The organism is Halorubrum halophilum, from assembly GCF_000739595.1.
Lineage (GTDB): Archaea > Halobacteriota > Halobacteria > Halobacteriales > Haloferacaceae > Halorubrum > Halorubrum halophilum.
The window spans coordinates 98,683-117,179 of the sequence record NZ_BBJP01000081.1; the positions used below are offsets into that span (position 1 = coordinate 98,683).

Annotated in this window: 18 protein-coding genes and 1 tRNA gene; 10 read left to right on the forward strand and 9 right to left on the reverse strand. The window is 68.9% G+C overall.

What is annotated here, in order from left to right:
• Positions 1 to 80 precede the first annotated feature (80 nt).
• Together ACP96_RS16440 and ACP96_RS16445 are read left to right on the forward strand one after the other, a co-directional pair.
• Positions 81 to 758 carry a type 1 glutamine amidotransferase domain-containing protein gene (locus tag ACP96_RS16440; protein WP_050034137.1) on the forward strand — a complete coding sequence of 226 codons (678 nt, stop codon included), beginning with the start codon at positions 81 to 83 and terminating at the stop codon, positions 756 to 758.
• Between the two features lie 382 nt (positions 759 to 1,140).
• Positions 1,141 to 1,812, forward strand: coding sequence for a metallophosphoesterase family protein (locus ACP96_RS16445; RefSeq protein ID WP_050026320.1), 672 nt, complete (start codon positions 1,141 to 1,143; stop codon positions 1,810 to 1,812).
• Between the two features lie 43 nt (positions 1,813 to 1,855).
• Here ACP96_RS16445 and ACP96_RS16450 read toward each other — a convergent pair whose 3' ends face one another.
• Positions 1,856 to 2,173: a hypothetical protein gene (locus ACP96_RS16450; RefSeq protein WP_050026319.1), complete on the reverse strand. Its 318-nt coding sequence runs from the start codon at positions 2,171 to 2,173 to the stop codon at positions 1,856 to 1,858.
• A gap of 149 nt (positions 2,174 to 2,322) precedes the next feature.
• On the opposite strand from ACP96_RS16450, the gene ACP96_RS16455 reads away from it, so the two are divergent.
• Entirely contained in the window at positions 2,323 to 3,399 is a 1,077-nt protein-coding gene (locus tag ACP96_RS16455) for an NAD(P)/FAD-dependent oxidoreductase (protein WP_050034138.1), read from the forward strand.
• A 110-nt stretch (positions 3,400 to 3,509) separates the two neighbouring features.
• Entirely contained in the window at positions 3,510 to 4,283 is a 774-nt protein-coding gene (locus ACP96_RS16460) for an SDR family NAD(P)-dependent oxidoreductase (RefSeq protein ID WP_050034139.1), read from the forward strand.
• 299 nt (positions 4,284 to 4,582) lie between these two features.
• Here ACP96_RS16460 and ACP96_RS16465 read toward each other — a convergent pair.
• A tRNA-Gly gene (locus ACP96_RS16465) sits at positions 4,583 to 4,653 on the reverse strand.
• Positions 4,654 to 4,887: 234 nt separating this feature from the next.
• On the opposite strand from ACP96_RS16465, the gene ACP96_RS16470 reads away from it, so the two are divergent.
• Together ACP96_RS16470 and ACP96_RS16475 are read left to right on the forward strand one after the other, a co-directional pair.
• Complete coding sequence (locus tag ACP96_RS16470; RefSeq protein WP_050026311.1) at positions 4,888 to 5,412, forward strand: DoxX family protein; 525 nt, start codon at positions 4,888 to 4,890, stop codon at positions 5,410 to 5,412.
• Positions 5,413 to 5,425: 13 nt separating this feature from the next.
• On the forward strand, positions 5,426 to 5,710 hold the full coding sequence (locus ACP96_RS16475; RefSeq protein WP_050026309.1) for a hypothetical protein: 285 nt from the start codon (positions 5,426 to 5,428) through the stop codon (positions 5,708 to 5,710).
• A gap of 38 nt (positions 5,711 to 5,748) precedes the next feature.
• Here the strand turns inward: ACP96_RS16475 and ACP96_RS16480 are convergent, their stop codons facing one another.
• From ACP96_RS16480 to ACP96_RS16495, 4 genes are all read right to left on the reverse strand, one after another.
• Positions 5,749 to 8,355 carry a methyl-accepting chemotaxis protein gene (locus ACP96_RS16480; protein ID WP_050034140.1) on the reverse strand — a complete coding sequence of 869 codons (2,607 nt, stop codon included), beginning with the start codon at positions 8,353 to 8,355 and terminating at the stop codon, positions 5,749 to 5,751.
• A gap of 60 nt (positions 8,356 to 8,415) precedes the next feature.
• Positions 8,416 to 9,066, reverse strand: a complete 651-nt coding sequence (locus ACP96_RS16485; RefSeq protein ID WP_050026307.1) for a class I SAM-dependent methyltransferase — start codon at positions 9,064 to 9,066, stop codon at positions 8,416 to 8,418.
• 88 nt (positions 9,067 to 9,154) lie between these two features.
• Complete coding sequence (locus tag ACP96_RS16490) at positions 9,155 to 11,341, reverse strand: type II secretion system F family protein (protein ID WP_050034141.1); 2,187 nt, start codon at positions 11,339 to 11,341, stop codon at positions 9,155 to 9,157.
• Positions 11,338 to 13,032, reverse strand: a complete 1,695-nt coding sequence (locus tag ACP96_RS16495; protein ID WP_050026025.1) for a type II/IV secretion system ATPase subunit — start codon at positions 13,030 to 13,032, stop codon at positions 11,338 to 11,340. Before ACP96_RS16495 ends, ACP96_RS16490 begins: the two co-directional genes overlap by 4 nt.
• Positions 13,033 to 13,241: 209 nt before the next feature.
• Here ACP96_RS16495 and ACP96_RS16500 point away from each other — a divergent pair, with 209 nt between their 5' ends.
• The gene (locus ACP96_RS16500; protein WP_050026028.1) at positions 13,242 to 13,700 is read left to right on the forward strand and encodes a DUF5793 family protein; all 459 of its coding nucleotides are present in this window, start codon (positions 13,242 to 13,244) and stop codon (positions 13,698 to 13,700) included.
• Positions 13,701 to 13,893: 193 nt separating this feature from the next.
• Here ACP96_RS16500 and ACP96_RS16505 read toward each other — a convergent pair whose 3' ends face one another.
• Together ACP96_RS16505 and ACP96_RS16510 are read right to left on the reverse strand one after the other, a co-directional pair.
• Complete coding sequence (locus ACP96_RS16505) at positions 13,894 to 14,286, reverse strand: YlbF family regulator (RefSeq protein ID WP_050026030.1); 393 nt, start codon at positions 14,284 to 14,286, stop codon at positions 13,894 to 13,896.
• A gap of 82 nt (positions 14,287 to 14,368) precedes the next feature.
• Entirely contained in the window at positions 14,369 to 15,031 is a 663-nt protein-coding gene (locus ACP96_RS16510; protein ID WP_050026032.1) for an alpha/beta hydrolase, read from the reverse strand.
• 152 nt (positions 15,032 to 15,183) lie between these two features.
• Between ACP96_RS16510 and ACP96_RS16515 the strand changes: the two genes are divergently transcribed.
• The 3 genes from ACP96_RS16515 to ACP96_RS16525 all read left to right on the forward strand — a co-directional run bounded on the left by ACP96_RS16515 (position 15,184) and on the right by ACP96_RS16525 (position 17,943).
• Complete coding sequence (locus ACP96_RS16515) at positions 15,184 to 15,888, forward strand: hypothetical protein (RefSeq protein WP_050026034.1); 705 nt, start codon at positions 15,184 to 15,186, stop codon at positions 15,886 to 15,888.
• Positions 15,889 to 16,000: 112 nt separating this feature from the next.
• Positions 16,001 to 17,044 carry a diphthamide biosynthesis enzyme Dph2 gene (gene dph2 / locus ACP96_RS16520; RefSeq protein ID WP_050034142.1) on the forward strand — a complete coding sequence of 348 codons (1,044 nt, stop codon included), beginning with the start codon at positions 16,001 to 16,003 and terminating at the stop codon, positions 17,042 to 17,044.
• Between the two features lie 104 nt (positions 17,045 to 17,148).
• Complete coding sequence (locus ACP96_RS16525) at positions 17,149 to 17,943, forward strand: hypothetical protein (RefSeq protein WP_050034143.1); 795 nt, start codon at positions 17,149 to 17,151, stop codon at positions 17,941 to 17,943.
• A 17-nt stretch (positions 17,944 to 17,960) separates the two neighbouring features.
• Here the strand turns inward: ACP96_RS16525 and ACP96_RS16530 are convergent, their stop codons facing one another.
• Positions 17,961 to 18,413, reverse strand: a complete 453-nt coding sequence (locus tag ACP96_RS16530) for a TIGR00725 family protein (RefSeq protein ID WP_050026038.1) — start codon at positions 18,411 to 18,413, stop codon at positions 17,961 to 17,963.
• Positions 18,414 to 18,497: the final 84 nt, after the last annotated feature.

Consider the following 18,497-nt stretch of genomic DNA (forward strand, 5'->3'; position numbering starts at 1 on the left):
CCTTATAAACCCCGCGACGCCCCCCGTCGCTTCCGGGCGCGGGCGCCTTTTACGTCGAGCGCACCAACGTGGAGCCACGCATGACCGAAGCGCTATTCGTCGTAAGCGAGGAAGGGTACTGGGCCGAGGAGTGCATCGAGCCGCTGACCACGCTCGAATCGGAGGGCGTCGACGTGACGGTCGCGACCCCCTCGGGGTCGCCGCCGGTCGTCGACGAGCGATCGCTCGATCCCGAGGCTGCGGGCGGCGAGGAGCGAGTCGCGGAGCTCCGCGAGGTCGACGAGGAGCACCCGAAGCTCAACGATCCCGAACCGATCGCGACGGTCGACGCCGACGGCTACGACGCGGTCGTCTTCCCCGGCGGGCACGGCACCGTCTGGGACGTGAACCAGGACCGCCATGCGCGCCAGCTCCTCCTCGACGCGGTCGCGGGCGAGGAGGGCGTCGCCCTGGTCGTCTGCCACGCGGTCGGCATCCTCGCGTTCACCCGCGAGGCCGACGGGACGCCCCTCGTCGAGGGGCGCTCGGTCACCGGGTTCCCGAACGCGTGGGAGGAGGACATCGTCGACGACGACGACGTGATGCCGGACGGCCGGAAGCTCCCGTACTGGGTGGAAGACGAGGTCGTCCTCGCGGGCGCCGACTGGGACGCCGAGCTCGACGCCGACACGAGCGTCACGGTCGACGGCGACCTGATCACCGCACGCGGCCCGGGATCGTCGGCCGACGCGGCGGCGACGCTGCTTGCGGAGCTGTAGGCGGATCCTGAGCGGATTTATAAGCAGACGCGGAATCGGCTCGTCGACTTTTCCGGCTCTGTTGGATCATGCAGGAGTGGGTGTTGCAGAGCGACGGTAACGATTCAGTATGTAACCGATCGCGAGCATCAGCGACGATCGCTTATTTAAAAGAACGATGCGGTCGGCGCGCCGCCCTCACGGCCGGGGCTTTGGAGGTGTTCGCCGTCGAGTTCTCAGCAGCAATTTTTGAATGAGCGACTGGAGCTTCGAAGGCAATCTTCGTCGATCCAAAGTCGACCACTTATAAGCGATCGACAACTACGACCCTCCCGAACGCAACCCCGTCTGACACCACGTATCGGCCGAAGCTATTCGGGCGTCGCTCCCGAACACCGACCCGATGAAGATGGGGCTCATCTCGGATATCCACGCGAACCTGCCCGCGCTCGAAGCCGTCCTCGACGACATGCCCGCGGTCGACCGGATCGTCTGTGCCGGCGACGTGATCGGGTACAACCCGTGGCCGGCCGAGTGCGTCGAGCGCGTGCGCGATGTCGCCGCGAAAACGGTCAGAGGCAACCACGACCGCACCGTCGGCACGCCCGAGCGCTACCGGGCCAACCGCATGGCCGAGGCCGGGCTCGAACACGCGAAGGCGTCGCTCTCGGCCGACCAGCGCGCGTGGCTCGACGGGCTCCCCCGCGCCGAGATGTTCGCGGGCGACCGGTACCTGCTCGTCCACTCGCACCCCGCGGCGGAGCGCGAGGACGCCTACGTCTACCCGGAGGAGTTCCCCAACCTCGACCGGCACATGGGCGATCACGACGGGATCGTGCTCGGGCACACCCACGTCCAAGGGAAACGCTCGGTCGCGGGCGGAACCGTGGTCAATCCGGGGAGCGTCGGCCAGCCGCGCGACGGCGATCCGGACGCGGGGTACGCCGTGCTCGACACGCAGACGGGAGAGATCGATCTGCGACGCGTCGCGTACGACATCGACCGCGTGAGCGAGGCAGTCGCCGACGCCGGGCTCCCGGAGCGAACCGCCGCGCGTCTTTATAAAGGCGAGTGACGGGAGCGCGACGATCGGCGCCGGCACTGAACGACCGACCGAATCACGGCCAGACGCCCGCCACGAAGAGGACGTTCCGCACCGCGGTGGCGATCGAGAGGACGCCGACGCCGGCGCACATCAGCGTCGCGACGAGCCGACGGGTCCCGCCCGCGACCGCGACGGGGATCCCGATGAGGACCATTCCGGTGGCCTTGGTGAGCAGCATGCCGGGGAGGAGCCCGAACGTCCCGATGAACGCGGCGCCGACCGGCGACCCCTCGACGTACTGCCCGCCCGAGATGGCGACGTAGGTCGAAGCGATGTCGGCGACTGCCCCGACGAGGAGGAGGACGACGGCGGCGGCGAGTCGGGATGGCACTGCCACAGCGCACGCGATGGCGCGTAATAAGCTTCCGGGGACGCGCGGAACCGAGGGACCCGGACCGGGTACGCCGCGCCTAACGGGCTGGCCGCGACCCGCGCACAGCACGACTTCATTTAAACCGCCGCGCCGCGTACGCTCCGGTAATGAGTTCGTCCGACGACGAGTACGAGATCGCGGTTGTCGGCGGCGGGCCGGCCGGCCTGACGACCGCCCTGTACGGAGCCCGACTGGGCCACGAGACGGTGCTGATCGACCGCGGCGGCGGGCGCGCGGCGATGATGGCCGACACGCACAACGTGATCGGCGTTCCCGAGGAGACCTCCGGCAACGAGTTCCTCGCCACCGGCCGCGAGCAGGTGCAGTCGTACGGCGGCGCCTTCGAGCGCGGCTTCGTCACCGACGCGGAGCGCACCGACGACGACCGGTTCCGGCTGACGACGAATGACGCCGAGATCCGGGCCGACCGCGTCGTCCTCGCGACCGGCTTCTCCGACGAGCGCCCGGACCCGCCGCTCCCGCGGACGGGGCGGGGGCTCCACTACTGTCTCCACTGCGACGCCTACATGTTCGTCGACGAGCCGGTGTACGTGATGGGCCACGGCGAGGCCGCCGCCCACGTCGCGATGATCATGCTCAACGTGACCGACGACGTGGACCTGCTGACCCGCGGCGAGGAGCCGACGTGGAGCGACGAGACCGCGGCGCAGCTGGAGGCACACCCCGTGGAAGTCGTCCGCGAGGACGTGGCGGGCGTCGAGAACGACCCCGACTCCGGGTGGCTCGAGGCGCTGGAGTTCGAAGACGGCACCCGCCGCGAGTACCGCGGCGGCTTTCCGATGTACGGCTCCGACTACAACACCGCGCTCGCCGAGGGACTCGGCTGCGACCTCACCGACGGCGGCGAGATCGACGTCGACGACCACGGCCGCACCAGCGAGGACGGCGTGTTCGCGGTCGGCGACATCACGCCCGGCCACAACCAGGTACCCGTCGCGATGGGGCAGGGCGCGAAGGCCGGCCTCGCGATCCACAAGGAGATCCGCGAGTTCCCGCGCTCGACGGAGACGATCGAGGCGGACGGCCCGGTCGATCCCGACGAGGTGCCCGCCATCTCGCCGGAGCTCATGGCGACCGCAGTCGCCCACGAGGGGCACGCCGGCGGACCGCGTGAGGAGGGCGTTGAGGCCACGGAGGAGACGCCCGCGGCCGACGACGACTGAGCAGGGAGTTCGCCCACGTACTGGGCCGGCAGCTCCGCGAAACGACGCGAGAGCCGGCTTGAGGGGCCGTGAGACCGACCCTTTTTGATCCGCTGTCCCCGATCCTCCGTATGGGTAGCATCAACGCGGACTTTGCCGGCGAGACGGTCGTGGTCACGGGGGGATCGAGCGGGATCGGCCGCGCGGTCGCGACGGGATTCGGTGACGCGGGCGCGACCGTGATCAACGCCGACGTCCGGGCGGCGCCGAAAGACGTCGACGCGGAGACCCCCACCCACGAGGCCATCGAGGAGGACGGCGGAACCGCCGCGTTCGTCGAGACCGACGTCTCCGAGCCGAGTCAGATCGAGTCGGTGATCGAGGCGGCCCGCGAGTTCGGCGGGGTCGACGTGATGGTGAACAACGCGGGGGTCCACCGCAGCCGCGAGTTCCTCGACGTCACCCCGGAGGACTTCGATTTCGTCCACGGCGTCAACCTCAGAGGCGCCTTCTTCGGCACGCAACTGGCTGCCAAGGACATGATCGATCGCGGCGTCGAGGGAGCGATCGTGAACACGTCCTCGACCACGGCCGAACGCGCGGAGTGGGACCACTCCCACTACGCGGCGACCAAGGGCGGGATCCAGATGCTCACGCGGAGCGCGGCGCTCGAACTCGACGGGCACGGGATCCGGGTGAACGCGGTCGCTCCGGGACCGATCGCCACCGAGATCCGGGAGGGGTGGGCCGACGAGGCGAGAGACGCGATCGAGGAGTCCGACGGCCTCCCGTCCCGAGCCGGTATCCCCGCGGACCTGCGCGACGCGTACCTCTACCTCGCCTCCGAGGGCGCGAGCTACGTGACGGGCGAGACGGTGTGGGTCGACGGCGGGGGGAGTCTGTAAGGTGGCGACTGCAAGATGATCGAAGCGGTACGGCTGATGAGATCCAACTCCTTCTCAGCATTTTCCGAGTGAATCGAGGAAAATCGCCGGCCGGGACCCTCGCGAGCGAACAGCGTGAGCGAGCGAGGGTACGGCCGGCGCACGACCGTAGGGAGTGCGCCGGCCGGGATTTGAACCGGAATCAGACGTGCTCGCTCACGCTGTTCGCTGCGCGCGACTGATAGGGTTCAAACCCTCGGCGCATCTTCCCGCACGACTCACTCGTCGCTGTCGCTCCTCGTTCGTAGTGTGCGGGAAGATGCGCCGGCCGGGATTTGAACCCGGGCCATGAGCTTGGAAGGCTCAGGTCCTACCACTAGACCACCGGCGCGCAGTGCGTCCGTCGCTGAACGCGTCTACACGTAGGCCGAACAGTTCTGATAAACGTTCCGTGTTCTCGACGACTGCGGCGCATCCTCTCCGCCGACGATCGTCCACACCACTACTTAAAAAGCCACAATATGTCGGGCCGTTCCCGCGAACGTAGAACCGTTTTCAGAGGGTTAGAAGCGTTCTGGGTACATATGTCGGTAGCCATCCAACGTACACCCGTAAGGTGACGACAATGTCATACCAATCGAGCAATCCACTGGTCGACGAGGTCGAGTTCGCGCTGGACGGCCCATGGGCGGCGTACTGGATCGCCTTCCTGCGTGTCGTCACCGGATGGTGGTTCTTCCACGCCGGGATCACGAAGGTTATCGAGGACGGGTTCTCGTACACCTACGGGTCGGCGTACATGTCGGAGATGAGCGGGACCGCGCTCGGCGGCATCCCGGTCTGGATGGGGAACAACCTCGCGTGGCTCATCGAGCCGGGCGTCCCCCTGTTCGAGACGCTGATCGGGCTGGCGCTCATCGCGGGCGCGTTCACCCGGTTCGCCGCCTTCGGCGGGATCATCTTCATGGTCCTGTTCTGGATCGGCAACGCCGGGTTCGGCAACGGGCTCGTCAACGGCGACTTCATGGGCCTGCTGTTGTTCATGACCATGATCGTGCTCGCGGCCGGCCGGTACTACGGCCTCGACGCGGTCATCGAGAAGATGGACGTGGTCGAACAGCACCCGAAGCTCCGCTACCTGCTCGGTTAAGAGGTGACATCTAATGACAGACATCATCGACAAGGCGGCGATGGCGCTGAGCGCAGGACTGATGCTGCTCGGGATCGTCGGCATGGGGCTCTTAGAGCTCCTCGTCGGCCAACCGTACAGCCCGGTCCCGATGACGAACGAGGCGGGCGACGTGATCGCGACCCCGCTGTTCTCGCCGCAGCTCCGGACGGGGGTCGTGCTGGCCGGCATCGCGGTGCTCGGCCTGTACGCGGCCTACAAGGTCGTGACGCCGCTGGCCGAGGACGCACAGACCGGCCACGAGACGGTCGCCGACTGAGGCGGCTCGTGACTCGACCGCCGCGGTAGACGGCGCGGCTACTCTTCTGCGTTCCCGTCGGATGACCCGTCGAGCCTCGGGTCCGTCTCGTCCGTCTCGTCCGTCTCGTCCGTCTCGCGAGCGACGCCGCCGTCGGCGCTCACCGACGAGTCGGGGCCGTCCGTCTCTTCCGCGCCGAACGTGAACGAGGTATCCTCCGACTCCCGGTCGGCCTCGGGCTCGGACGCTCCGTCGTCGCCCTCCGAACTGTCGTCGCTTTCCGAACTGTCGTCGCCCTCCGAACTGTCGTCGCCCTCCGAATCGCTGTCGACCGTCACGCTTTCTGCGTCGTCGCTCCCCGCTGTTTCAGTCTCGGCGTCGCCGCTCGCTTCTGTTTCGGCCTCGACGTCGACTCCGCGTTCCGCTCCCGCATTGCCCACGTCGAACGCGTCGGTCATGCGGCGCAGGTCCCGTGCGCGCTCCGTCAGGTCGTGCGCCTGCTCGGAGACCTCCCGCAGCGTCACGGCCTGCTCCTCGGCGGTCGACGCGACGGTCGTCGCTTCCGCGGTCGTCTGCTGGCTCACGCCGGCGAGGTCGTCGACGGCGCCGGTGACCTCGCTGACGGACGACGCCTGCGCGTCCATCGCGCCGGAGATCTCCTGGACCCCGTCGTCGGCCTCGGTCACGCGCTCGGCGACCGCCTCCAGCGCGTCTTCGGCCTCTTCGACGGTGTCGACGCCGTCGCCGACGCCCTCGCGGATCGCGGCCATCTCGGCGACGCTCTCGTCGGTGCGCTCACGGAGACCGGAGATTAGCGTCTCGACCTCGGCGGCCGACTCCTGAGTCTCCTCCGCGAGCGACTTCACCTCCTCGGCGACGACCGCGAAGCCGGAGCCGGCCTCGCCCGCGCGGGCGGCCTCGATGGAGGCGTTCAACGCGAGCAGGTTCGTCTGGTCGGCGATCTCCGAGATCGTCTCGACGATCTCGTCGACCTCTTCCATCTCGGCCTCCAGCCGCTCGACGGTCTCCGCGGCCGACTCCGACCGGTCCTCGATCGCGTGAAGCTCGTCGACCGCGTCGCCGGTCGCCTCGCGCCCCCGGTCGGTGAGGTCGCTCGCCTGCTGTGACGTGGTCGCCACCTGCTCGGCGGAGGCGGCCACCTCCTCGACGGTCGCGGACATGTCCTCCATCTCGCCCGCGACGTCGGCGAGTTGGCGGCTCTGTCGCTCGGCGCCCGCCGAGATTTCGTCGACTGCGTCGCTCGTCTCGCGGCCCGCCTCGGCGACCTCGTCGGTCCCGTCCGTCACCGCCTCGCTCTTCTCCGCCACTTCGCCCGCGAACGCGTCCACTTCGGCGATCGTCGTCTCCAGCTCGTCCATCGCGTCGTTGAACCCGTCTGCGATCTCGTGAAGCGCCTCGGGATCGTCGGGCCGGGCGTCGAGCCGGGCGGTGAGGTCGCCGTCGGCGCATGCCTCCATCGTCGCCCCGAACGCCGCGGCGCGCTCCTCCAACGTCTGCGCGAACGCCTCGCTCTCGGCTTTCGCCGCCTCCGCGCGCTCCTTCTGGATCTCCGCGGACTCGATCTCCTCGCGCAGCGAGTCGCGCATCGTCGAGAACGAACCGTAGAGGTCGCCGAACTCGTCTCGCCGGCTCGTTTCCAAGTCCACGTCGAGGGTACCGGTCTCAAGTTCGCGCGCCCGGTCGCCGAGGCGGTTCAGCTCGACGACGGTCCCGCGGCCGAGCGTCGCGCCGAGCAGGCCCAGGCCGACGATCGCGACCCCGATGATCAGGAGGAGGTTCCGGCCGATCATCCCGGAGAGCGCGTACGCCTCGGAAAGGGGGACGTGGACCGCGATCGACCAATCCTCTGTCGGTACCGGTGCGTACGCGACGAAGTACTCGGTCCCCTCGGCGAAGCCGAACGTCGCGGACGCGACGTGTCCGATCGGGTTCTCCCCGTCGAAGAGGGCGGTCCGGACCCCGCCGTCGTACCGCTCACCGGCGACGCCCTCGCGGTCGCCGGCGACGATCGTCCCATCCGACTGCACGATCGTCGTGAACGCGCCGTCGGTCGGCTGCCGGAGGTCCGCGACGATCGGCGCGAGATTGACCTCCATGACGAGGTAGTCGCGCATCGGCGTCAGGGCGACGTACGCGACCCGCTGTTCGCCCTCGACCTCGTACGTCGGCGTGGTGAAGACCTGATCGCCGTACAACAGGTTGTCGTCGAACCACTCCTGCCCGGTGACGGCGGCGCCGGCGTCGGCGTCGTCTTGGCTCGATGCAAGCACGGTGCCCTGTTTGCGGTCGACGTGGTGGAGAGCGACCACCTCCTCGGCGGTCCGTGAGTGGTGCGAACTGAGATACCGGCTCGTCACGTCCGGATCGTTGGAGAACGCCTCGTTGTCCGCGATGTCGCTCGCCGTCGAACGGCGGGCGCTCGTCCAGCCGTCGAGCTCGATACCGCTCAGCTCTGCGACGGCGGTGTAGTCCTCCTGTGCGCTGGCTTCGAGCTGCTCGGTCGTCTCCGCGTAGGTGACCGCACCCACCGCGCCGATGGCGGCGACGACGACCAGCACGGCGACCGCGAACTTCGCGAGGTAGCTCCGAGTGACCGCGTCGGGGGTGATCCGACGCAGAAGCCGATCCAGCGGTGTAGAACTCATTACAACGACGCGGTCGTCACTGTCCCTTTAATCCACGCCCGTCGATATCGAACGCGATAATCAGCCGTCTAAAACGGTGACCGCCGCGTAGCAATTCCCGCTCGACACGCCCGCTTCGACCGTTTCGAGAGCGCTCTCCGCGAGATCGGTCTCGAACTCTTCGGGCGAGTAGATGTGATAGTACCGCGGCACCGTCTCGCCGCCCGGCAGCGTCCAGTCGACCGTCGTGTCGAACCCCGCTTCCCGGTCGAACCGGTCGTGGGCCGTGCTCCACGCGCTCACCAGCGCGGTCCCGCCCGGCGCGAGCACTCGCGCGAGCTCGTCGAGGCTCCGCACCCGCGCCTCGCGCGACGGGAGGTGGTGGAGGGCGGCGACGTAGACGGCGAGCCCGACCGCGTCGGTCGCGAGCGGCAGGGTTGCTGCATCGCCGTGGACGAACGACGCCGTCTGGTCGTACCCCCGCTTGCGGGCCCGAGTGACTGCCTCGCGGAGGAGCTCGCGGCTGAGATCGACACCGACGACCGCGTCCGCACGATCGGCGAGGAGCTCCGCGTGGCGCCCGTTGCCGCAGCCGAGGTCGAGCGCGCGCGTCGCGGTGCGGCCGTCGAGGAACGACTCTACCTCCGGCCACGCGTACTCTCGCGTCTTCGAGAAGTGCACCGCGATACGGTCGTACGTCGACTGGGGATCGACGGCGGAGTGGGGGTCCATACCTGGTAGTCGTTTCGCGCCGATTTAGGTCCGGTGACCGCGGCTTTCGGCGGCAGCGACGCCGGCTCCGAGGTCACCCGAGGGAGACTCACAACGTGTCGATGACGAGGAAGGTGGCGAGCGTCAACAGCAACAGGACGACGACGTGTTTCACGCCGTCTTTGACCGATCCCTCCCCGAGCTGCCCGGCGACGAGCCCGGAGCAGACCGCCTGTATCGCGGCGGCGTGGAAGAACAGCTGCTCGTAGGCGCCCGCTTCGATGTCGCCGAGCCCCTCCGTGATCCCCGAGGAGCCGCCCGGCGCACCGGGGAGGTCGCTGGCACCGGTTCCGGTACCCGAACTGGGGATCGCCGCCTCCTCGATCGCGGGGATGAACGACACCGACAGCGAGGCGATGATCCCCAAGAAGACGAGGAAGGAGATATAGATCACGATGAGGTACGTCAACATTACCTGCCGGCGCTCCCGGCGGAGCGACCACGTCGCGCGCGCCTCGTCGGCCGCGATCCGGAGCACGGGGCCGATGTCGCCGCTGGCGCGCATCGCGTTCGTGATGAGCGCGACCGCCCGCGAGGTCATCGGCGACCGGACGCGCCGCTCCAGTCGCCGGAGCGCGGTGCTCACGTCGGCCCCCCAGTCGATGTCGCGCCGAGTGCGCCGCAGGTCGTCCGTGAGCGCCTCCAAGTTCGAGTCCGCGACCCGCCGGACGCTCCCGACCACGGAGGTGCCCGCCTCGTTGACGCTGGCGAGCCGGTCGAGGAAGTCCGGGACCGCCGACTCGATCCGTCGAACCCGGCGCTTGCGCGCCTCGTAGACGACGGCGTAGCTCGCGAGGACGAGCGCGGTCGCGGCGACGACCGGCCGCTCGACCTGCGCGACCATCTCGGTCGGCGGGCCGAGGGTGATCGGGAAGGCGGTCACGAGCAGGCCGAGGACCGCGAGCGGCACGGACAAGAGGAACACAGTGCGTGGCGCGTCGAGCACGCTCTCGACGGGTGAGGTGACCCACCGCCGCAGCGATCGGATCCCGTCGTACGCCCGGAGGCGCTCGCGGCTCGTCGCCCAGCGGTCACGCTCGCGGTCGCGGTCGTCCACCGCCGCGCCGCCGTGAGCCTGCGTCCCGCCACCGTGAGCCTGCGCCCCGCCGTCAGCGGCGACCGCCCCGTCGGCGCCGGCAGCGCCGCCCGCCTCGGCCCCGTCTTCGATCGCCTCCGAGAGGTCGACGGTCTCGGTGCCGCCGACCCCCTGCGTGACGCTGTCGACGTAGACCACGAACCCGAAGGTCGCCAGCGGCACGCCGAGGTAGACCACGACGCGCAACAGGGGAAGCGTGTCCTCCAACACGAGCCCGATCACGACGAGGATGGTGATAAAGAAGAGCGGCCCGGCCACCAGCGCGGTGACGTACGCCTCCGCGAACGTGGAGAGCAGTTCCAGGTACTGCTGCTGTTTCGCCTCGGCCTCCTCCTGATACAGCTCGTACTGGTCGCTGAGGAACGCCGAGATGGGCTGTCCGGTGCCGAGCACGGACGCGAGGTTCTCCGCGAAGTCTGCCAGGTCGTCGCTCGGGGTGCGCCGGGAGGTGCGCTGGAGCGCGGTGAGCGCGTCGGTGCCGAAGGCGTTCATGTCGCGGACGGCGACCGACAGCTCCGTCGCCGCCTCGCCGTACACCGCCTCGTTCTCCGCGAGGGTGTCCATCACGCGGGGGAACGGCATCCCCGATCGCGAGAGCGCGTACATGAACGCGACGGTGCGCGGGAGGGTGGCGTCGATCTCCGCCCCCCGGGCGTGAGCGCGCTGGTCGAGCAGCTCCCACCGGCCGTAGTACATCCCGATCGCGAGCGCGGAGCCGAGCGTCGCCGACGCCAGCGTCAACAGCAGGAACAGCTGTGGGAGTCCGAGTTCCGTGAGCCGGGTCACCCCCGCGACGAATCCGAGCGACGCGGGGAGCGTCTCCCGCAGGGTCGCCTCGCTCACGTCGAGCGCCGAGAGGAGGCCGGCCGCGACGTACACGCCGACGACGCTGCCGGCGACGCCGAGCACGCCCGCGTACAGGAGCGTCTTGGCGGCGTACGTCCGGTGGGTCCCGGCGATGTGCGCGGCGCGCATCAGGTCGCGCTGTCGCCGTCTCCGGGGGCCGTCCTCGGCGACGTAGTCGCCGAAGATCAACAGCGCGATCCGAGTGACGACCAGGTCGGCCCCGTCGTCGACCGCGGGCAGGAGCAGCGCCAGACAGCACCCGACCGCGGCGAGCAGGGGGAGGTACGCGATCATCGGTCGCCGGCGTCCATCTCGGTGCGAGTGCCCGGCTCGCTCGGTTCGGCCTCACCCCCGCTCTGTTCGTCGTCCGCGCCGTCGCTCCGCGCTTCGAGCCGATCCATCACGCGCTCGGGATCGGCGTAGTACTCGTTGACGAGGCCGGTGAACGCCCGGTAGTCGGTGACGCCGAGCCCGCGGAGCAGTTCGAGGAAGCGCTCGCGGCGCCGGACCTCGCGGAGCAGCTCCGACCGCGACCAGCCGCGCTCGTCCGCGATCTCCTCCATGAGCGACGAGTCGTTCCGGGTGAACTCGTCGGTCTCGGCGTCCCACTCGAACGCGGAGGAGTAGTCGAGCTCTCCGGTCCGCTGGTCGATCCCGCCGATCTCGCCGATCGTCTTCGCGCGCCGGACGCGCTGGTCGCCGGAGCGAGTGAGCGTCTGGATCGACAGCATGTCGAGCGACTGGACCATCGCGCGGGGCACGTTGATCGGCTCGTTCTCCAGCCGGTTGATCACCGTCTCGATCGAGTCGGCGTGCATCGTCGAGAAGGTGGTGTGGCCCGTGTTCATCGCCTGGAACAGGGTGATCGCCTCCTCCCCGCGGACTTCCCCGACCACGATGTACTCGGGGCGGTGGCGCAGCGCGGAGCGGAGCAGATCGTACATGTCGATGTCGGCGCCCTCGTAGCGTCGCTCGCGGGTGACCGAGGAGAGCCAGTTGTCGTGGTAGAGGGACAGCTCGCGGGTATCCTCGATGGTGAGTATCTTCGCTCGCGGCGGCACGAACATCGACACCGCGTTCATCGAGGTGGTCTTCCCGGAGGCGGTGCCGCCCGCGAAGATGAGGCTCTTGTTGTGCTCGATACAGAGCCAGAAGTACGCCATCTGTGCGACCGAGAACGTGCCGTACTCGATCAGGTCGATCGGCGTGAACGGGTCCTCGGCGTACTGCCGGATCGTGAACGCGGAGCCGCGCGGCGTCACCTCCTCTCCGAGCGCGAGCTCCGCGCGCGACCCGTCCGGCAGGGTCGTCTCCACCATGGGGTCCCCGACGGAGACGTGGCGCCCGGACTGCTGGGCGAGCCGGATCACGTAGTTGTCGAGCGCGGACTTCTCGAACGAGACGTTGGTCTCGATGTCGGTGTAGTCGTCGTGGTAGACGAAGATCGGGAGGTCATAGCCGTCACACGAGATGTCCTCGATGTGACGGTCGTTGAGGAGCGGATCGACCTTCCCGTAGCCGCGGAAGTCGCGGTAGAGGTAGTACGAGATCGCGTGGAACGTGTCCATGCCGACGTCGACGCCGTACCCCTCCAACAGCGACTCAAGCTCCGTCCGGAGGGTCTCCTCGTCGGTCCGGCCGGTTCCCTCGCGGTACAAAAGCGGGTCCCGGATGTCGTCGACCACGCGGTCGAGGAGGCCGCGCTCGAACCGATCCAGATCCGGCTCGACCGCGTAGTATCTGTGTTCGCTCTCCGCGTCGTCGTAGGTGATCACGACGTACGCGTACGGCGCGTTCACCCAGTACCGGTCGACCTCGCGCTCGCCGTCGGGGACCGCGAAGGCGGCGATCGGGCCGTCTCGGTCCGGTCGGAAGGGCCGAACGTCGAGGTCGGTCCCTCGAAGCACCTCCCACGTTCGCGAGAGCCGCCGCCGGAGGGCCTCGATGCGGTCTCCGGCGTCGTCGTCGCGAGCGTCACTCGCCATCGTCGTTACGGGGCGGTATGCGCCGTGGCGGTTTAAAGTCCACTCGGTGATTATCAGCGGCGACATCGGGGCCGTCGTCGGCTCTGGTCGCCGTCGATAGGCTCGTCGCTCTCATGCGCGGCGACGCCGACGGCTCTGGCGGCTCTCGCACTCGACGGGGATCCGCCCGTTACGTTCATACGGGACGACCGCAAAGGATTGGACAGGAAATGCGGCGTGACTACTTCGAGCTGACCGTCGAGGGCGTCGACGACGCCGACCGGCAGGCGACGCCGCTGGTCCGTATCGACTTCCACGGGCCGGACGGACTCCTGCGCGACCGGCTCTCGGGGACCGACGGCGACCTCCTCGACGCCGACGACGTCGACGTGGCGTTCCGACTCCGCGAGCCCCTCTCGACCGCGGACGACCCGGAGGGCGTGGTCGGCGTAACGAACCGCTACACCGGGGACTTCGTCCTCGAGCTCAACGAGACGGCCACGGACGTCCTCCCCTTCATCCACGCCGCGCGCGACTCGGCGGGCGACGAGGACGCCCGCTACCGTGTCGAGATCGACGTCGACGGCGAGCGGCTCGTCACCTACGACAAGGACACCTTCCTCGTGTACGACCACGAGGGGAACCTCCTGCGCAACGAGAGCCTGATACCGTCGGGCGTCGAGCTCTGACCGAGCGCCGGAGCGTACGTGCCGCCTTGCCGCCATCGATCTGCAGTATTCACTCCCGGTGTCGATCAGAAAGTGCCCTTCAGCGACCGCTGCTTCGAACAAGAAGATCTCTGAAGGGCGGGATTTTCACAGAACCGGTGAGACGGGACCGAACCCGAACGACGGGACGGAAAGGGAAGAGAGGCGGACCGCCTTAGTCCTGACAGCAGCCGCCGGCCTCGCCGCCGAAGTCGACGGCGAGCGGCTCCGAGATGGCCTCGTTGACGGCTTCGAGGGTGTCGTTCAGCTCCTCCTGCGCGTCGAGGAATTCGCTCATCACGGGCATCGAGTGGAGCTCGTCTTGCGCCGCTTGGACCTTCTGGAGCCCGGAGTTCGTCGCCTGTCCGGTCTCTCTGGCCTGCATGAACTCCGCGCGGAGCTGCTCGAACTCGTCGATCTTCGCTTGGACCTCCTCGTCCCGCTGGACCGCTTCGCGGGCCGACTCGAACCGCTCGTACTCCTGTGTCCGGGCGATGCGCTCGCCGAGCTCGCGGCCGAGGTCCTCGATCGTGGCCTGTTCGTCGGGGGAGGCGTGTTCGACGCTCATACCCGATCGTCGGTGCGGATCGGTTTCAACCTGCCGGAGCCGGGGGTGCTTCCGGGGATCGGTCGCCCAGCGTCCGTCCCGCTCACTCGTCCTGCGCGACCTGCGACTCCACGAACGCTACCACGTCGCGCAGCTCCTGCTGACCGATCCCGTGGCCGCCCGGATAGCTCCCGCGGGTGACGGCGGCGCCGATCTCGTCGAACCGATCGGCAGCCGCGGTCGACCGCGACTCCGGGATCACGCGGTCGCCGGCCCCCGCGCCGACGAACACCGGCTTGCCCTCGATCCCGTCGGGTTCGAGGTCGGCGTGCGCGTCCGCGAGGTAGCCGTGCAGCGCGCCGACCCACGCGTAGCGGTCCGGCTCCTCTAAGGCGAGCGAGAGGCTCGTGATCGCCCCCTGACTGAACCCGAGCAGGCCGAGCCGATCGGGATCCAAGTCGTAGGCGTCGACCGCGGCGTCGACGCTCTCGGCGACCAGATCGAGGCTCCGCCGGAAGTCCGCCGCGTCGGGCTGGCTCGACTCGAGACCGCCGGCGGAGAGGTCGAGCTCGTACCACGTGTAGCCGCCCTGCAGCGGGTCGGGCGCGCGCAGGCTCACGACGTGGAGCTCGTCGGGCAAGCGCTGCGCAACCGGCAGCAGGTCCTCCTCGTCGGCGCCCCGGCCGTGCAACACGAAGACGGCGGGGGCGTTCTCGGGCTCGTCGTCGGGCGCGACGTGGACGTGTTCCAGCGGGACGTCGGTCATGTGTCCCGCGTTCGTCGGCTCGGGGGTTGTATCCGTCGGCCGCGGCAGCGATCGGTTCCGGGCGGGAACCCCGCGATCGATCCGGGGATCGAGTCGTCATCCGCGCCGATACGCGGGTGAATTATTTGGCGATCGCGGCGAGAGCTCGATCCATGCGTCCCCGCACCATCGCCGGTGTGACGGCGATCCTCCTCCTCGCGGCCGGGATCGCCGCCGCACCGGCGGCCGACGCCCGCGAACCGCCGACGCCGATCTGCGGCGTCTGTGACCTTGACCGAACGACGCCGGACGGCACGCCCGTGGTCGCCGGCGAGAGCGAGCTGACCGTCACGCTCCGCGAGAACGGGTCGACGACCTGGGAGGCGGAGGTCGACCTCGCATCCGGTGGCGACGCGCTCGCGGCGAACAAATCGCTTCGGCACAGGGTCGTCACCGAGGCGATTCAGGACGGGATCGCGGAGCCGAGAGACGTGGACGCCAGGGTCGACGGCGACACGCTCCGCGTCGACTACCGGGACCCGAACGCCACGGAGCGACACCTCGGCGTCGTGGTTTTCACGCCGCTGACGCCCGCAGCCCCCTCGATTCCACTCGCCATCGGCGGCGAGGGGGTGCGGTACCTCGGCGCCGATCGAGTGACCGTTCGCGGGGCGTCCGGATGGGAGGTCCGGGGCGACGCGAACGCGGCCGACTCGGACGGCCGGCTCGTCTGGACCCGCGACGGCGGCGGCGAGCCCGACGACCGGGGGCGGGTCTTCGTCGACGTCGATCGGGATCCGGTCGCCGTCGAGGAGAGCGCGGTGCTTCCCGGCGCGCGGGCGTGGATCGGACGACTGCTCACGAGCGACACCCTCTGAGGGACCGGACGCGCCGCGCCGCACCGCGTCGGGTACGAACGTCACGAACATCACGGACGAACGCCACGGTCGAACGCGCCGTTTAACCGTCCTGCCGCACAATTCGTTCGACATGAGCGGCTCCACGGAGGGCGACCTCACCAAGACGGGGATGGCCCTGAAACACGACCGCGAGTGGGACTACGAACTCGATCGGATCCTCGAGGCGATCGAAGAGCGCGACGCCTCGAAGGTCGGCCTCCAGTTCCCCGAGGGACTCAAGCGCCGCGGCCCGAAGGTCGCCGACGACCTCCGCGAGGTGGCGCCGGACGACGTAACCTTCATGCTGTCCGGACAGCCCTGTTACGGCGCCTGCGACCTCGACACGTACCTGATGCGCCGGACAGACGTGTTCGTCCACTTCGGCCACACGCCGATGAAGGAGTCCGACAGCATCGTCTACGTCCCCCTCTTCTCGAACGTCGACCCCTTCCCGATCATGGAGGACGCGCTCGAGGAGGAGCTCACGGCTCCGGAGGAGGACGCCGACGTGGGTCTCGTCACGACCGCCCAGCACATGAACCGCTTCGAGGAGATGACCGACTGGTTAGAGGAGCGCGGCTACGAGGTCCACACCCGCCGGGGCGACGACCGGCTCACGAAGGAGGGGCAGGTGCTCGGCTGCAACTACGCCTCCGCGGACATCGACGCCGAGCAGGTGCTGTACGTCGGTGGCGGGAAGTTCCACCCGGTCGGGCTCGCGATGGAGCACCCCGACAAGCGCGTCGTCATCGCCGACCCCGTCAACAACGCGGTCTCGGTCGCGGAGCACGACCAGTTCCTCAAGCAGCGCTACGCCTCGGTCCACAAGGCGATGGACGCCGAGAAGTGGGGCGTCATCTTCTGTACGAAGATCGGCCAGGGCCGCTGGGAGAAGGCCCAGGAGATCGTCGAGAACAACGAGAACGCCTACCTGATCACGATGGACGAGGTGACGCCGGACCGCCTCCGCAACTTCGACATGGACGCGTTCGTCAACACCGGTTGTCCCCGGATCACGACCGACGACGGCCCGCGGTTCCACAAGCCGATGTTGACCCCCGGCGAGTACGAGGCCGCGATCGGCGAGAAGCCGCTCGACTCGATCGAGTTCGACACGTTCCACGACACCTGGTAAGCGGCGCAGCCCAGATCCGCCGACACCGAGAACCACAGCGCACCCCGCCGCCGACCTTTTCGAATGGAGAAAGTGTTTCACTCGCGAGATCGATCCCCCTCCACATGGTCCCGCCACAGGCTGCGTCCCTCCTCTCTCGCATCGTCGCCGCAATCGGTCCCGCGATTGATAGTCCGCCGCAGTGGACCGGCGTGGAACTTCTCGGATCTGCCGCCGTCAGCTTCGTCACGACCGCCGTCGGCATTACCCTCGTCGGGGTGATCGTCTCAGCGGTTTCCCCCAACTTCACCGACGACGGCGTCGAGTACCTCCACGCTGAGCCCGGAGAGGCGTTCGTGTACGGCGTCGTGGCGTACGTGGCGATCGCCGTCGCGATGTTTCTGCTCGCGATCACCGTCATCGGCCTCATCGTCGTCGTCCCCGCGGTGATCGTCCTCGCGGTCCTCAGCTTCGGCGGGACGGCCGTCTCCGCCATCGCCCTCGGAACGTGGATCCGATCGGCGCTCGGGATGGGGGCCGCGGACGGGCGCGGAGCCGACATCGTGGTCGGCGCGGTCGCGTGCGCGGGACTCGGCCTCGTCCCCGTCCTCGGCGGGCTCGCGAGGTTCGTCGTCGGCGCGATGGGGTTCGGCTACCTCGCGCTCTGGATCGCGAACGGTCAGTTCGACCGCGACTACGGCTCCGTCAACGCCGGGAGGTACGGCGGAACCGGCGGCTCGACGGGTCCGGACTCTCTCGGCGAAAACGACGAGGGCGACGCCGACCGCGAAGGGGTCGATGACCCCGACCGCTTCCGTAACATCGCCGCGCTTGACGCCGAACGCGAGGCGGAAGCGAACGAGCGAGCGGCGGAGGGCGACGCGTCCGACGAGACCGGCTCGACCGGGCGCGAGCGATAGCGGCGGAGACGGGCCGCTTACCGAGTCGCTTCGACCTCTCGTTCCACGTAGTCGACGGCGTCCGCGGGCGATTCCACCGCCTCCACGCCCTCAATGTCGTGCGTGTCGAGCCCGGCGACGGCTCGTCCGTGCGCGAGGGCCAGTCCGATCTCCGAGAGGGTACCGTCGGAGCCGTCGACCGCGATCGCGGCGTCGCCGTTCATCACCACCAGGGCGTTGCGGGCGTGACCCATCCCGGTCGCGATCGGCACCGTGACGTGCGGGTTCGCGTCCGCGCGGCGGTCGGTCGGGAGAATGCCGATCGTCTCTCCGCCGGCGTTCTCGGCGCCGCGACAGACGGCCTCCATCACACCGCCTAGACCGCCGCAGACGACCGTGTGGCCGTGGTTTGCGAGCCGTTCTCCCAGCTCTTCGGCGACCGCTTCCGTCTCGGGCGGGACCGAACTCCCGCCGATGACGCTGACGCGCATACCGCGGGACGCGAGCTGGACGCATATAAAGGAGGTCGTACCTGTCGCGGGATTGGTGAAACCCTTTTAAGCGCTGAGCGTCCA